Annotated in this window: 14 protein-coding genes; 8 read left to right on the top strand and 6 right to left on the bottom strand. The window is 71.2% G+C overall.

Annotated features, from left to right (window positions below; genetic code table 11):
• Window positions 1-15: 15 nt before the first annotated feature.
• On the bottom strand, window positions 16-1,716 hold the full coding sequence (qcrB, locus tag ACTOQ1_RS11240; protein WP_440066246.1) for a cytochrome bc1 complex cytochrome b subunit: 1,701 nt from the start codon (window positions 1,714-1,716) through the stop codon (window positions 16-18).
• A 240-nt stretch (window positions 1,717-1,956) separates the two neighbouring features.
• On the opposite strand from qcrB, the gene ACTOQ1_RS11235 reads away from it, so the two are divergent.
• The 4 genes from ACTOQ1_RS11235 (at window position 1,957) to ACTOQ1_RS11220 (ending at window position 5,763) form a co-directional block, all read left to right on the top strand.
• Window positions 1,957-2,754 (top strand): glycerophosphodiester phosphodiesterase, encoded by a 798-nt coding sequence (locus tag ACTOQ1_RS11235; protein ID WP_440066244.1) that lies wholly within the window; start codon window positions 1,957-1,959, stop codon window positions 2,752-2,754.
• A gap of 100 nt (window positions 2,755-2,854) precedes the next feature.
• The gene (locus ACTOQ1_RS11230) at window positions 2,855-4,210 is read left to right on the top strand and encodes an MFS transporter (protein WP_440066242.1); all 1,356 of its coding nucleotides are present in this window, start codon (window positions 2,855-2,857) and stop codon (window positions 4,208-4,210) included.
• Between the two features lie 148 nt (window positions 4,211-4,358).
• Window positions 4,359-4,703 carry an RNA polymerase-binding protein RbpA gene (locus tag ACTOQ1_RS11225; protein ID WP_089205581.1) on the top strand — a complete coding sequence of 115 codons (345 nt, stop codon included), beginning with the start codon at window positions 4,359-4,361 and terminating at the stop codon, window positions 4,701-4,703.
• Between the two features lie 235 nt (window positions 4,704-4,938).
• Window positions 4,939-5,763 (top strand): isocitrate lyase/PEP mutase family protein, encoded by an 825-nt coding sequence (locus ACTOQ1_RS11220; RefSeq protein WP_440066240.1) that lies wholly within the window; start codon window positions 4,939-4,941, stop codon window positions 5,761-5,763.
• A 67-nt stretch (window positions 5,764-5,830) separates the two neighbouring features.
• On the opposite strand, the gene ACTOQ1_RS11215 is transcribed toward ACTOQ1_RS11220, so the two are convergent.
• Together ACTOQ1_RS11215 and ACTOQ1_RS11210 are read right to left on the bottom strand one after the other, a co-directional pair.
• Window positions 5,831-7,033: a PP2C family protein-serine/threonine phosphatase gene (locus ACTOQ1_RS11215; protein ID WP_440066239.1), complete on the bottom strand. Its 1,203-nt coding sequence runs from the start codon at window positions 7,031-7,033 to the stop codon at window positions 5,831-5,833.
• 216 nt (window positions 7,034-7,249) lie between these two features.
• Complete coding sequence (locus ACTOQ1_RS11210; RefSeq protein ID WP_440066237.1) at window positions 7,250-7,510, bottom strand: hypothetical protein; 261 nt, start codon at window positions 7,508-7,510, stop codon at window positions 7,250-7,252.
• 249 nt (window positions 7,511-7,759) lie between these two features.
• On the opposite strand from ACTOQ1_RS11210, the gene ACTOQ1_RS11205 reads away from it, so the two are divergent.
• Window positions 7,760-8,632 carry an MHYT domain-containing protein gene (locus ACTOQ1_RS11205; RefSeq protein ID WP_440066236.1) on the top strand — a complete coding sequence of 291 codons (873 nt, stop codon included), beginning with the start codon at window positions 7,760-7,762 and terminating at the stop codon, window positions 8,630-8,632.
• Window positions 8,633-8,792: 160 nt separating this feature from the next.
• On the opposite strand, the gene ACTOQ1_RS11200 is transcribed toward ACTOQ1_RS11205, so the two are convergent.
• Window positions 8,793-8,975: a hypothetical protein gene (locus tag ACTOQ1_RS11200; protein ID WP_440066234.1), complete on the bottom strand. Its 183-nt coding sequence runs from the start codon at window positions 8,973-8,975 to the stop codon at window positions 8,793-8,795.
• A 525-nt stretch (window positions 8,976-9,500) separates the two neighbouring features.
• Between ACTOQ1_RS11200 and ACTOQ1_RS11195 the strand changes: the two genes are divergently transcribed.
• Window positions 9,501-10,619 (top strand): S1 family peptidase, encoded by a 1,119-nt coding sequence (locus tag ACTOQ1_RS11195; RefSeq protein WP_440066233.1) that lies wholly within the window; start codon window positions 9,501-9,503, stop codon window positions 10,617-10,619.
• Between the two features lie 64 nt (window positions 10,620-10,683).
• Window positions 10,684-11,256 carry a snapalysin family zinc-dependent metalloprotease gene (locus tag ACTOQ1_RS11190; RefSeq protein WP_440066231.1) on the top strand — a complete coding sequence of 191 codons (573 nt, stop codon included), beginning with the start codon at window positions 10,684-10,686 and terminating at the stop codon, window positions 11,254-11,256.
• A 141-nt stretch (window positions 11,257-11,397) separates the two neighbouring features.
• Here ACTOQ1_RS11190 and ACTOQ1_RS11185 read toward each other — a convergent pair whose 3' ends face one another.
• Complete coding sequence (locus ACTOQ1_RS11185) at window positions 11,398-11,889, bottom strand: GNAT family N-acetyltransferase (protein WP_440066229.1); 492 nt, start codon at window positions 11,887-11,889, stop codon at window positions 11,398-11,400.
• Window positions 11,890-12,106: 217 nt separating this feature from the next.
• Here ACTOQ1_RS11185 and ACTOQ1_RS11180 point away from each other — a divergent pair, with 217 nt between their 5' ends.
• Window positions 12,107-12,550 (top strand): SRPBCC family protein, encoded by a 444-nt coding sequence (locus ACTOQ1_RS11180; RefSeq protein WP_440066227.1) that lies wholly within the window; start codon window positions 12,107-12,109, stop codon window positions 12,548-12,550.
• On the opposite strand, the gene ACTOQ1_RS11175 is transcribed toward ACTOQ1_RS11180, so the two are convergent.
• Entirely contained in the window at window positions 12,537-13,103 is a 567-nt protein-coding gene (locus ACTOQ1_RS11175) for an FxsA family protein (protein ID WP_440066225.1), read from the bottom strand. The genes ACTOQ1_RS11180 and ACTOQ1_RS11175 overlap by 14 nt on opposite strands.
• Window positions 13,104-13,281 lie beyond the last annotated feature (178 nt).

The raw sequence follows: 13,281 nt of genomic DNA, 5'->3' as shown, positions 1-13,281 counted from the left end.
CGGCCGTCGTGCCGGTCACGGCGACCTGTTCTCGTCCTTCCCCGGCCCGACGGCCGCGCGCCCGGCACGGCCACGCCCGTCATGACCGTCGTGCTCGCCGCGCCCGTCGTGCTCGCCGTGGCCGTCGTGGTCCCGGTCGCCGTCGAGCGGGACCTTCTCCCCGCCGTACGCCCTGCTCATCATGGCGCGAAGCCTGCGGAGCGGGTGATGCTTCCCGTTGTGCGCCGGGACACCTTCCCCGTCGCCGTCCTCGGCCGCCCCCGCGAGGATCGGGACCGGCTCCTTGCCCCGCACCTGGGCCTCGATGGACTCCAGGGGCGGGACGTGGACCTCGATGTACTCCCCCGTGGGCCGGCGCTTGATCACACCGGTCTCCACGCCGTGCCCGAGAGCCTCGGCGTCGCGGCGCTGCAGGCCCAGGCAGATCCGGTAGGTGACGTAGTACGCCACGGCCGGACCGAGGAAGACCAGGACCCTGCCGGTGTAGATGATCTCGTTTATCGAGAGGCGGGAGTTCGCGGCGATCACGTCGGTGGCGGCCATCAGCCACAGGACGCCGTAGAACGTGACCGCCGACATGCCGATCGCGGTGCGGTGCGGGTTGTTGCGCGGGCGGTCCACAAGGTTGTGCTCGCGGCGGTCCCCGGTGACCCACTGCTCGGCGAACGGGTACAGGACCAGGCCCAGCAGGATGATCCCCAGCGGGAGCAGCGCCGGGATGATCACACTCATCGGCAGCGTGAAGCCCAGGAAGTTGATCTCCCAGGAGGGCATCAGGCGCAGCGAGCCGTCCAGGAACGCCAGGTAGAAGTCGGGCTGGGAGCCCGCCGAGATGTCGGACGGCGTGTAGGGGCCGTACAGCCAGACGGGGTTGATCTGGGCGAAGGTGCCCAGCAGCGCGATGACGCCGAAGGTGAACATGAAGTAGGCGCCCGACTTGGCCATGAAGGAGGGATAGGTCGGCGCGCCCACCACGTTGTCGTTGGTGCGGCCCTTGCCCGGCATCTGCGTGTGCTTCAGCACCCACGTCAGGATCAGGTGGGCGGTGATGAGCGCCAGCAGGATGCCCGGCAGGAGCAGGATGTGGATCGAGTAGAACCGCGGGATGATCTCGTCACCGGGATACTCGCCGCCGGTGAGGAAGAAGGTGAGCCAGGTGCCGACCAGCGGCAGTGACTGCGCCACGCCGGCGGTGATCCGCAACCCGGCGCCGGAGAGGAGGTCGTCGGCCAGCGAGTAGCCGGTCAGGCCCTCGAAGAGGGAGAGTGCCAGCAGGGCGACGCCGATCAGCCAGTTCAGCTCGCGGGGCTTGCGGTACGCCCCGTTGAAGAAGATCCGGAGCATGTGGATCATCATGCCGCCGATGAACAGCAGGGCGGCCCAGTGGTGCATCTGCCGCATCAGCAGGCCGCCGCGCACGTCGAAGCTGATCTCCAGTGTCGAGGCGTACGCCTCGGACATCGCGATGCCCTTGAGCGGCGAGTAGGAGCCGTTGTAGATGACCTCCTCCATGACGGGCTTGAAGAAGAACGTCAGGAACGTGCCGGTCAGCAGCAGGATGACGAACGAGTAGAGAGCGATCTCACCCAGCAGGAAGGTCCAGTGGTCGGGGAAGATCTTCCGCATGTTCCGCTTGAGGAATCCCGCCGTGCCGAGGCGGTCGTCGGCGAAACCGCTCACGCTCGCCAGGCGTCCGGACGTGCTTCCCTTGCTCATGCGCGGCCTCCGTTCTCACGGACCTCCGCCTCGACGCCGCCGCGCCCCGGAAAACCGGCAATCAGGCGAAACAGCGAGGTCGGCCGTGGACAACCAGGTATTTCCCATCATCCACGGCGATGGGCAGGCGAAGGCAAAGTCCTGCCCGGGGTCCGGCCGCGTCCCGTTCGGCGCCTTGTGATCCAAACGTTCACCCGCCCGCGATGACGCGTCCAGCTCGCAGGGGGCATACTCCTGCACGTGCAACGCCGTTACCCCTTCCTCGACCATCCCGGCCCCCTGCCCTTCGCCCACCGGGGTGGAGCCGCCGAGGGCAGGGAGAACACCTTCCCCGCCTTCGAGCGGGCCGTCGGACTCGGTTACACCTATCTGGAGACCGACGCGCACGCCACCGCCGACGGGGTGCTGCTGGCCTTCCACGACCACACCCTGGACCGGGTGACCGACCGCCGGGGCCGGATCGCCGAGCTGCCGTACCGGCTGGTGCGCGAGGCGCGGATCGGCGGCGTGGACGAGATCCCGCTGATGGAGGACCTGCTGGGCTCGTGGCCCGAGGCGCGCTTCAACATCGACGTCAAGGAGTCGGCGGCCATCGCGCCGCTCGCCAGGGCGATCGGCAGGACCGCCTCCCACGACCGGATCTGCCTCACCTCCTTCTCCGAGGAGCGGCTCGCCAGGGCCCGCGCCGCGATCGGCCGCGAGGTGTGCTCCTCGCTGGGCCCGCGCGGCGTGGCGACCCTGCGCGCCGCCGCCACCACCTCCGGGTACGGCCGCCTGCTCGCCCGCCTGGCCCGCGCCGGGGTGCCGTGCGCGCAGGTGCCGGTGGGCTTCCGCGGCCTGCGGATCACCACGCCCGCCCTGATCCGCACGGCCCACGCGCTCGGCATGCAGATCCACGTGTGGACCGTCAACCACACCGGGGTGATGGAACGCCTGCTCGACCTCGGTGTGGACGGCCTGATGACCGACAACATCTCGGGGCTGCGCGACGTGCTGGAGGCCCGCGGCCAGTGGTATCCAGGTCGTCTCGCCGCGTAGGCCGCGCGGGCACGAGTCCCCCCGCCCGTTTCCCGCTCCTTCCCCGATTCCCCGATTCCCCGATTTTCCCCCCCGCCCCCCGACAGACCGAGGACCGCTCATGACCTCCGAACAGGCCGTCGAGGACTCCCCCCAGTCCCGGCGCCGCGAGCAACGCGGCTGGTACTTCTACGACTGGGCGAACTCCGCCTTCCCCACCACCATCCTGACGGTCTTCCTCGGCCCGTACCTGACGACGATCGCGGAGACCGCCGCCCAGGGACGCCCGTACGTGGACGTGATCGGGTTCGACGTGCGGCCCAGCGCCTACTACTCCTTCGTGGTGGGCTTCGCGGCCATCCTGCAGATCATCCTGATGCCCGTCGTGGGCGCGCTGGCCGACCACACCGGCCGCAAGAAGGAGCTTCTCGGCCTGTTCGCCTACCTCGGCGCCGGTGCTACCGTCTGCTTCTGGTTCGTCGCCGACGGGCGTTACCTGCTGGGCGGCGCGCTGTTCCTGGTGTCCAGCGTCGCCTTCGCCGCCGCGTTCGTGATCTACAACTCGTTCCTGCCGGAGATCGCCACGGCGGACGAGCGTGACAAGGTCTCCGCCAGGGGGTGGGGTTTCGGCTACCTCGGCGGCGGCCTGCTGCTCGCCCTCCATCTGGTGCTCTTCCTCTACCACGAGTCCTTCGGCGTCACCGAGGGTGACGCCGTGCGCATCGCCCTGTCGTCCGCGGGCCTGTGGTGGGGCGGGTTCACGATCATCCCACTGCTGCGGCTGCGCAACCGGCGGGCGCTCGCCCCCGGCGCCGAGACGGCCGCCCAGGCCGTGACGGGCAGCTTCCGCCAGCTGGGCCGCACGATCAGGGAGCTGCGGCGCTATCCGCTGACCCTGGGCTTCCTGGTCGCCTACCTGATCTACAACGACGGCGTGCAGACCGTCATCTCCTTCTCGGCCACCTACGCCGACAAGGAGCTCGGGCTGGCCCAGGACGTGCGGATCCAGGCGATCCTGATGGTGCAGTTCGTGGCCTTCTTCGGCGCCCTGCTGCTCGGCCGGCTCGCCGCCTCCTACGGGGCCAAGCGGGTGGTGATGGTCGCGCTGATCGCCTGGATCGCCGTGGTGGCCGTGGCCTACTTCCTGCCCACGGGCGCGAAGCTGCCCTTCTTCGCGCTGGCGTTCGCCATCGCGATCGTGATGGGCGGGACCCAGGCCCTGTCGCGATCGCTGTTCTCCCACGTGATCCCGAAGGGCAAGGAGGCGGAGTACTACAGCCTGTACGAGATCAGCGACAAGGGCTCGACGTTCCTCGGCTCGTTCACCCTCGGCCTGGCGCTCCAGCTGACCGACAGCTATCGCCTGGGCATCATCTCTTTGGTGATCTTCTTCGTGCTCGGTTTCGTGCTGCTCGCCCTCATCGACCTGCCCAAGGCCATCAGAGCGGCCGGAAACCAGGTGCCGGAACGCATCTGAGAAACCCCGGAAAAGAGGGCCCTTCGCAGACCGGGTCAAGAACGTGCGATTGGATCACCCTGTCTGTGGGAATCCACACACGGTATCAAGCGTTGTACGCCGTGGGAGACGAACCCCTCACGACGGGGCCCTCAGGAGGCATTCAGACATGGGCGAGCGTGCGCTACGCGGCACCAGACTCGGGGCGACCAGCTACGAGAACGACCGCAACACCGATCTGGCCCCGCGCCAGGAGGTGTCCTACACCTGCCCGAAGGGTCATCGATTCGACGTTCCGCTTGCCGCTGAAGCCGAGATCCCGGCGACCTGGGAGTGCCGCATGTGCGGCGCGACCGCCCTCCGGGTGGACGGCGAGCTGCCGGAGGCAAAGAAGGCCAAGCCCCCACGGACGCACTGGGACATGCTGCTGGAGCGCCGCACGATCGAGGACCTGGAGGAGGTGCTCAACGAGCGCCTGGCGATTCTACGCGCCCAGCGCCGCAAGAGCGCCTGACCGATTCGGAGAGTCACGGACCCCCGGCCCCCACCAGGGCCGGGGGTCCGCGCTTCCCCGCTCCCGGAGGGCCGTCCCGGCCGTGGAAGGGCGTCCGGCTCCTCCCCGGCGGCGGGCCCGAGGGGAGAAGGGCGTCCGGCTCCTCCCCGGCGGCGGGCCCGAGGGGAAGTGGCCCAATCGATTGGTGCGGAATTGGCTCTTAAGATCGGTCCGCTCTCCCCCTAGGGTCGCTCCCATGACCACTTCTACCAGCGAGAACACCGGCGGCACCGCATCGAAGGCCCGCGGGAAGGCCTCGGCGCTGCGGGCGCTGCACGTACCCGGCCGTCCGCTGGTGGTGCCCAACGTCTGGGACGCCGCGTCGGCCCGCGCCGTCGAGGCGGCGGGCTTCCCGGTGATCGCCACCGGCAGCGCCGCGATCGCCCCGGTGCTCGGGTACGACGACGGCGAGGAGACGCCCGTCGGGGAGATGCTGGCCGCGATCGCCAGGATCAGCCGCTCGGTCGGCCTGCCCGTCACCGCCGACATGGAGCGCGGCTACGGGCTGGAGCCCGCTGAGCTGGTCGAGCGGCTGGTCGCCGCGGGGGCGTCCGGCTGCAACCTGGAGGACTCCGACCCCCGCACCGGGGCGATGGCCGACGTCGACGAGCAGGCCGCCCTCCTCAGCGCCGTCAGGGCCGCCGCGACCGCCGCGGGCGTGGACCTGGTGATCAACGCCCGGGTCGACACCTACATCCACGGTACGGGGAGCGCCGAGGAGAGGCTGGCCGAATCGGTGCGGCGGGGCCGCCGCTACCTGGAGGCGGGCGCCGACTGCGTCTATCCGATCTTCGCGGCCGAGGCGGGGGCCGTCCGCGCGCTGGTCGAGGGCATCGGCGGGCCGATCAACATCCTGTTCCGCCCCGGCACGCCGTCGCTCGGCGAGCTGGCGGACCTCGGGGTGGCCCGCGTGAGTTTCGGTCACGGCCTGCACGAGGCCGTACGGGCGTACGCGGCCCGGATGCTCGCGGCGATCCGGGACGGCGAGAGCCCCTACTCTCCGGGATTGTCCGCGCCCTGACCCCGGCGCCCCGTGCCCCGCGGCCGGCACGGGCGGCACGGGCGGCACGGCCTTTGCGGCGCCCGGCTCAGAGGCGCAGTTTCCCCTGGGCTCCGCCCCGCCACTCCACCAGCAGGACGGTCGCGTCGTCCTGCAGCCTCCCGTCGTGATACTCCAGCACGCTGCGGACCAGGCGGCGCAGGGTCTCCGGTACGGGAAGGCCGTCGGCGTTGCGGCGGATGATGAAGTCGACGAAGCGCTCCAGGCCGAACTCCTGCCCCAGCCGGTTACGGGCCTCGGTCATGCCGTCGGTGTAGAGGAGCACGCGGTCGCCGGGCTCCAGCTGCTCCCTGCACGGGGTCACGGCCAGCCCCAGGCCGAGACCCATCGGGTGAGCGGGCGGGCACTGCAGGGTGGCGACCCAGCGCCCCCTCCTGATCACCACCGGGGGGTGGTGCCCGCGGTTGACCCAGGTGAACACGCCGGTATGCATGTCCAGGTCGGCCAGGATCCCCGTGGCGAAGCGGTTGCCCAGGCCGAACTCCTCGATCAGCACCTCCTCGATCCCCTCGCTGACCTCGATGAGGTCGGCGCCCTGGCGGCGGCGGTTGCGGCAGGCGGCCACCGCGAGGTTCGCGGTCAGCCCCGCGGACGCGTCATGGCCCATCGCGTCGAAGATGGCCAGGTGGACGGAATCGCCGGCCAGCGCGTAGTCGAAGGCGTCGCCACCGAGCTCGTAGGCCGGTTCGAGTGCGGCGCCGATCACCACCTTCTCGGTGGCGAAGGTGAGCGACGGCAGCAGGTTCCACTGCATCTCGGCGGCGACGTTCATCGGCCGGGTCCGTACCAGCCGGGCGTAGGAGTCGCTCTGGGAGTGCTTGCTCACCAGCAGCAACGCGATCATGGACGCGAGATGCCTCATGTCCTCCTGGGCCCGTTTCCCGTCCGTCCGCGGCCGGAGGCTGACGCGCAGTATCCCGAGGCGTTCGGTGCCGTCGAGCAGCGGCACCCACCAACGGCCCGGTTCGTCGTCCAGGGGTGGCCTGGACAGGACGCGCACCTCCTGGAAGGCCCGGCCGGCCAGCGTCCCGTCGATCCGCAGCTCGCCCTTCTCCCGCTCCGTCTCCTGTCCGGCGCCAAGGCCGGTCAGCGGGCGCAGCACGTCCTGCTGCAGGTCGGCCAGGTAGATCAGCACGTCGTACAGCCCGGCGTGGGCGGCGTGCTCCTCGGCGATGGCCGGTAGATCCTCCATCGCGCTCATGTGGCTGGCCTCGGCCAGTCCCGCGAGCATTCTCGCGCGTCCTTCGTAGGGCCTCATCCTGCCGTTCCCGCGATTCCCGTCCGTTCGCGGTGCAGATGACATGGATCCTTCCACGACCACTCCTCGACACTCACGGCACCACCCAGGGCGGCCGGCGCGGGTGGCGCATCGGCGTCCATCCAGAACCCCTACCCCCGCCCGGGGGATTGACCCGGCTCCCCCGCCCTTCTCCGGGGAGCCGGTGGATCACCATTCGTCGGCGGGCAGGTCGACGCCGTCGACACGGTCGTAGATCACCACTCCGTCGGACAGCCTGACCACGCGCACCCTCCTGGCGAGCCCGGCCGTCTCCAGGTCGCGAGCCGAGTGCACCGCGTGCCGGGGGAAGTGGTAGCGGTCGCGGGTGCTCCCGTGCGGCTCGTCACGCTCGCAGACGACCTCGTAGCGGTCCTCCGGCCATACCGGGGGCGGCGGCGTCTTCCGTCCTTGACCGGTGAGCCTGATCATCGGCCCTCCTCCTCTCCTGGAATGTTCACTTCACGTGAGCGGAACAGTCACCGAGTGATCGTTTTAGACATTCTTAATCACCCCATTATGGCCATTCGGAACCACGGAACTGTATGGTGAGCACCCCTCGCAGTGATTGGTCGGTCAACCAATCGCAGTCCGGGCCACCCCACGACCGATCCCGCACGCCGTCAGACCCGACCTCCCTTTGGCACGTTCCACCCCTCTCCCGTCCGCCAGGAGTCCGCCATGCCTGCCATCGACCATTTCGCCTACGGGTTCGTCACACCGGCGGCCTCGTACATCATGTCGAGCATCGGCTGCCTGCTGGGGCTGCTGCTCGCCGCGCGGGCACGCGGGGCGGAGGACGGCTCGCGCGCGCTCTGGCTCGGCGGCGCGGCCCTGTCCATCGGCGGGACCGGCATCTGGGTGATGCACTTCATCGCGATGATGGGCTTCGACGTGCGGGGCGCGTCGATCCGCTACGACGTACCGCTGACCGTCGCGTCCGCGCTGCTCGCGGTCGTCGTCGTCGGCGCCGGCCTTTTCCTGGTCTCGCGCAGGGAGAACAGCACCGGCGCGCTCGTCGGCGGCGGGCTGCTCACCGGCCTGGGCGTGGCCGGGATGCACTACCTGGGCATGGCCGCCATGAACATGTCCGCGCCCGTGAGCTACGACCCCATCCTGGTCGGGTTGTCTGTGCTCATCGCCGTGGTCGCGGCGACGGTGGCGCTCTGGTTCAGCCTGCGCGTGCGCGGGGCGCTCGCCACCACCGGCGCCGCCCTGCTGATGGGGCTCGCGGTGAATGGAATGCACTACACCGGCATGTTCGCCGTCGGCGTCGGTGCGCACGACGACGCCGCGCCGGCGAGCGGGGCACAGGGGATGGACTTCATGCTGCCCCTGCTCGTCGGGATCAGCCTGCTCACCCTCGGACTGCTCCTGGCCATCTTCCTGTCCCCCTCCGAGCAGGAGCTGCGCGAGGACGCGGAGCTCCGGTCGCAGCTGCGGCGCGACCGCGCGGGCGACGACCGCCGGCCCGCCGGGCCGATGGAACCCCACGCGCGGCCGAACCGGCGGCGCGAGCCGTCCCTGTTCGACGACCACGGCCCCGGGCACTGACCGGACGCTGACCTGACACTCTCCCGGCCAGGCCCTGGCCGGGAGGGTGTCCGGGCTGCTCGACGGCGAGGCGGCCGGCGTCCGCTGAGGGGATCTCCCCCGCACCGGCGGGCCTGTCCACGGGGCCGGAAGCGGGAACGGCCGGCGGGCGGCCGGTCCGTCACTCACCCGCGCACAGCGCGGGAGCCTTCTTGTGCGGGTAGACGTGGTCCAGCTCGTGGCCGGGCGGCAGGACGCAGCGGCGCTCGCCGGGCTCGGTGTGCGGGCACCGGAGCGCGTCGACGCGGCGCGGCAGCGTCGCCGTCTCCTCGCTCCCGTCTTCGGCGGCGGCTTCGTCAGTCATGACACGTGTCCTTCTGTGACATCCGGACCGCGACGGCCGGACGGTGGGGGGCCGGGACGACGGTCCGCGCGGGGCGCGTCCGGGGAGGACACGGAACGGATCCCGCGAGGGCGCCCTCCCCGCGGGCGGGCGCACGTGCGACGCAGCGACCCATCCTCGCGAGTTCTGGATGTCCAGAACAAGTCATCGACGCTGCTCCGTTTGATCGCTGTCAAAAGTCGGCACCCGTGCGCCGAGGGCGCGGCGACCAGTCTTCCAGAGTTCCCCCCGGCCGCGCGAGGGGGAAAACCACGCGATCGTCGATCACCCACCCGCCGTTTCGGCCATATTCCTCGGCCGTTTCGGTCACATCACCGCCGCCGGGAGGCAGGCGTCCGCGGTCCTCGCACAGGTCGCCGCGCCCTCGCTGGTCATCGCCCCAGAAAGCCATCAAGGTCCCCATAACATCGCGATAGGGATTCTTTGGGAGATCCCTCCGCGGGCCTCTCCCCCATACCTTGACATCACCCCTCACAAGGAGTGTTCATGTTACGTCGAGGTACCCTCCTGACCGGCGCCGCTACCGTGGCCCTGTACCTGGTCGCCACCGTGGCGCCCGCCGTCGCAGCATCCGCCCCCCCTGCCCAGCCTCCCGCAACGATGATCGAGGCCCTCCAGCGCGACCTCGGCCTCACCGCCGAGCAGGCCGTCCAGCGCCTGGCCAACGAGCACCGCGCGGCCGCCTCCGAGGCCGCCCTGACCCAGGAGCTCGGCGCCGAGTACGCCGGCGCCTGGCTCAACGGTGACGCCTCCCAGCTCTCCGTGGCGACCACCGACGCCGCCGACGCGGGCGCCATCAGGGCCAAGGGCGCGCAGCCCGTGATCGTCGGCCGTTCCCTCGCCAGCCTCGAGGCCGTCAAGGCCAAGCTCGACGGGGCGTCGGCGGAGGCGAAGGCCGGCGCGTCCCTCTGGTACGTCGACGTCACGACCAACAGCGTCGTGATCCTCGCCGGCAGCCAGGCCGCGGGTGAGGCCCTCGCCGCCGCCGCGGGCGCCGACAAGGGCGTCGTGAAGGTGGTGCCCTCCACCGAGCAGCCCCAGGCCTTCATCAACATCATCGGCGGCAACGCCTACTACATCGGCGGCAGCCGCTGCAGCATCGGCTTCTCCGCGCGCCGGGGCAGCGCCCCCGGCTTCGTGACCGCCGGCCACTGCGGCAGGGCGGGAGCCACCACCAGCAGCCCTTCCGGCACCTTCTACGGCTCGTCGTTCCCCGGCAACGACTACGCCTGGGTCTCCACCCCCGGCCACACCATGACCCCCTACGTCCGCGGTTCCGGCGGCGCCAACGTCACCGTGCGCGGCTCCACCCAGGCCTCGGTCGGCGCCTCGATCTGCCGCTCCGGCTCCACCACCGGCTGGCGCTGCGGCGTCATCCAGCAGCACAACGCCAGCGTGAGGTACTCGCAGGGCACGGTGAGCGGCCTGACCCGCACCAGCGCGTGCGCCCAGCCCGGCGACTCCGGCGGCTCGTTCATCTCCGGCAGCCAGGCCCAGGGTGTCACCTCAGGCGGCTCCGGCAACTGCAGCGTCGGCGGCACGACCTACCACCAGCCGGTCAACGAGATCCTCTCGGCGTACGGGCTGACGCTCGTCACCGGCTGATCTCGCCTCCTCACCAGCTGCTCCCCGTGAGCAACCCCCCGATGGCCGAGGAGGCCGGCTAGAAATGTCAAGGATCATTCGCTTCGGCGTCGCCCTCATCCTGGGGCTGGCCTTCCTGGTGACGGTCACCCCCGCCCAGGCGGCGCCCGCCCACACGGCGGACGCCCGCACCGCGGCGGTTCGCGTGCTCAGATACGACGCGAGCAGGGCCGCGGAGTTCCGGTCCGTCGTCGACCAGGCGGCCCAGATCTGGAACTCCAGCGTCTCGAACGTACGACTGGTGGCCGGCAGCCCCGCGGACTTCGTGGTGCTCGCCGACAACGGCTGGCCCCGTGCGCAGCCCACCGGTCTGGGGCGCGGAACGGTGTGGATGGGACGGCAGGCGACCGCGCAGGGCCACAACCCGCTGCGCATCGCCGCCCACGAGATCGGCCACATCCTGGGCCTGCCCGACCGGCGTACCGGCCGGTGCACGGACCTGATGTCCGGCGCGAGCGCGGGCACGAGCTGCACCAACCCGAACCCGAACGCGGCGGAGAGGGCCGAGGTCCAGCGCAACTTCGCCGGATTCACCCCGGCGATCGACTTCGGTCAGATCTACGTCGACAGTCCCGAGCACGCGGCGTCCCCGTCCTAGAGGGACGCCCGCGAGCACCTCGCCGGTCCGGCCGTCCCCTCGGCCGGGCCGGCGAACCCGTGTCCGGGGACCGGCGGGGGCCCGGCTCCCGGCGACGGGAGATCCACCGGAGCGTCCCGTCCCCGGCGTGCGAAGCCCGCCTCAGAGGAGCTTCTCGAAGCAGAGGGAGCCGGGGAGCCGGTCGTAGGGAGGGAAGACGGGGACGGGGGTGTAGCCCTCCCGCTCGTACATCCGCACCGCGTCCGGCTGGCGGGGACCGGTCTGCAGGACGACCCGGGGCGCGCCCAGCGCGCGGGCCGCGTCCTCGGCGGCGGCCAGCAGGGCCCGCGCCACGCGGGTGCCCCGGTGGGACGGGGTCACGAACATCCGCTTGAGCTCCATGTCGTCACCGAGCCGGCGCAGCGCCACGTGGCCGACCGCGACGCCCTCCGCCGCGTAGGCGACCCCGGTGTAGGCGACGGTCTCCGGCTCGACGTTCATGCCGCTGGGTATGAGGCCGGCGACGGCGAGCAGGTCGGCGTAGCGGGCGTCCATCTCCTCCGTCATGGCCCGCCGGAGCGCCACGGCCGCCGCGTCGTCCCAGCCGACCGGCCTGACCTCGACCAGGCCGGTTCCCTGCGCGAACGCGGTCATGTGCGAAACCGCCCCTCTCCCCGTTCTCGCGGCCGCGGACCGCCCCGGGCTCGCCGCGGCGCGTGTCGCGCCGTCACGCCCTCACGATTCCGAATCACGCGAAATTCCGACTTAAAAGGTAGAAAAATAGGATTTTCCTGTCAACGTCCACGGCAGGATCTCACGGACACGGCGACGCCCGAGGGTCGGCCGCCGGTCGCGGGGGAAGGATCCAGGCATGACCAGTTCCCGCATCAGCGTCTCGGTGGACGCGCACACCCCGCCGGAACGGGTGTTCGCCGTGCTCACCAACTGGCCGAGACACGACGAGTGGATGGTCCTGACCCGGGCGCGCGTGACCGCCGGGAACGGCCACAGCGTCGGGAGCCGCCTGGAGGCCTTCACCGGGCTGGGGCCGGCCGGGTTCCTCGACACCATGGAGATCACAGAGTGGGACCCGCCGAGGCGCGTGGGGGTCCGGCACACCGGATGGCCGGTGCGCGGCACCGGGGTCTTCCGCGTGCTGCCCCGCGAGGGCGGCGGCAGCACGATCGTCTGGGAGGAGGAGCTCGACGTGCCGTTCGGCGCGGCCGGGCGGCTCGGCTGGCAGGTGATCAAGCCGCTGAACGCGGCCCTGTTCCGGTTCTCGCTGCGACGCCTGGCCGCGCTCAGCGATCGGTGAGACCCCGGCCGGAGTCTCCGGCGCCACCCGGCGCCCCCGTGCCCCCCGGCTCGTCGCGGACGACCTCGCCGTGGACGACCGGCCCCGAGCCCGGGGGCCTCCCCGCGTCGCGCAGCACGTCGAAGGGAGATCCCGGGCCGCCGAACGGCGAGCCGAGCCCGGCGCCCGCCGCGTTCCTGGCGACGAGGGTGCGGACCCGGCGGGCGAAGAACCAGGATCCGAGCCTGCGGACCATCGGCCGGGTGAACGGCAGCAGGCACAGGAAGCCGAGGATGTCGGTGAGGAACCCCGGGGTGAGCAGCAGCGTGCCGCCCACGAGGACCAGCCCGCCGTCGGCGAGCTCGCGGTCGGGCATCCGGCCGCTCTGCAGCGCGCCCTGGAGATTGCGCCAGGCCCGGCGGCCCTCGCGGCGCACGATCCAGGCGCCGAGCAGGCTGTCGGCGAGCAGGAGGGCCACCGTCGGCCACCCGCCGATGACCTGGCCGACCTGGATGAGCACCAATATCTCGAGGATCGGCACCACGAGGAAGGTCAGGAACAGCAGAATGCGCATTTTCGCCTCAACTCGTGCGACAGCCGTACGACATGAACAACGTCCCGGAGCGGCGGCGCGTTCCGCGTTCGCTCAGCGTGGACGGCGTCCTCAGCGGACTCTCAGGATCGCATTCCCTGGGGGTTCGGCGGCCTCGCGGGAGCCCCCCAAGGACGGCCCGCGCGGGACCTCGGAGCCC

This window comes from Streptosporangium sp. OZ121 (assembly GCF_051918885.1).
Taxonomy (GTDB): Bacteria; Actinomycetota; Actinomycetes; order Streptosporangiales; family Streptosporangiaceae; genus Streptosporangium.
Note: the sequence above shows the minus strand (reverse complement) of the source record. Positions and strands in the feature narration are given on the sequence as shown.

Excerpts from the sequence above, each read along its gene's own strand:
- qcrB (WP_440066246.1), bottom strand. The coding sequence starts at position 1,716 with ATGAGCAAGGGAAGCACGTCCGGACGCCTGGCGAGCGTGAGCGGTTTC.
- ACTOQ1_RS11230 (WP_440066242.1), top strand. The coding sequence starts at position 2,855 with ATGACCTCCGAACAGGCCGTCGAGGACTCCCCCCAGTCCCGGCGCCGC.
- ACTOQ1_RS11225 (WP_089205581.1), top strand. The coding sequence starts at position 4,359 with ATGGGCGAGCGTGCGCTACGCGGCACCAGACTCGGGGCGACCAGCTAC.
- ACTOQ1_RS11220 (WP_440066240.1), top strand. The coding sequence starts at position 4,939 with ATGACCACTTCTACCAGCGAGAACACCGGCGGCACCGCATCGAAGGCC.
- ACTOQ1_RS11215 (WP_440066239.1), bottom strand. The coding sequence starts at position 7,033 with ATGCTCGCGGGACTGGCCGAGGCCAGCCACATGAGCGCGATGGAGGAT.
- ACTOQ1_RS11210 (WP_440066237.1), bottom strand. The coding sequence starts at position 7,510 with ATGATCAGGCTCACCGGTCAAGGACGGAAGACGCCGCCGCCCCCGGTA.
- ACTOQ1_RS11205 (WP_440066236.1), top strand. The coding sequence starts at position 7,760 with ATGCCTGCCATCGACCATTTCGCCTACGGGTTCGTCACACCGGCGGCC.
- ACTOQ1_RS11200 (WP_440066234.1), bottom strand. The coding sequence starts at position 8,975 with ATGACTGACGAAGCCGCCGCCGAAGACGGGAGCGAGGAGACGGCGACG.
- ACTOQ1_RS11195 (WP_440066233.1), top strand. The coding sequence starts at position 9,501 with ATGTTACGTCGAGGTACCCTCCTGACCGGCGCCGCTACCGTGGCCCTG.
- ACTOQ1_RS11190 (WP_440066231.1), top strand. The coding sequence starts at position 10,684 with ATGTCAAGGATCATTCGCTTCGGCGTCGCCCTCATCCTGGGGCTGGCC.
- ACTOQ1_RS11185 (WP_440066229.1), bottom strand. The coding sequence starts at position 11,889 with ATGACCGCGTTCGCGCAGGGAACCGGCCTGGTCGAGGTCAGGCCGGTC.
- ACTOQ1_RS11180 (WP_440066227.1), top strand. The coding sequence starts at position 12,107 with ATGACCAGTTCCCGCATCAGCGTCTCGGTGGACGCGCACACCCCGCCG.
- ACTOQ1_RS11175 (WP_440066225.1), bottom strand. The coding sequence starts at position 13,103 with ATGCGCATTCTGCTGTTCCTGACCTTCCTCGTGGTGCCGATCCTCGAG.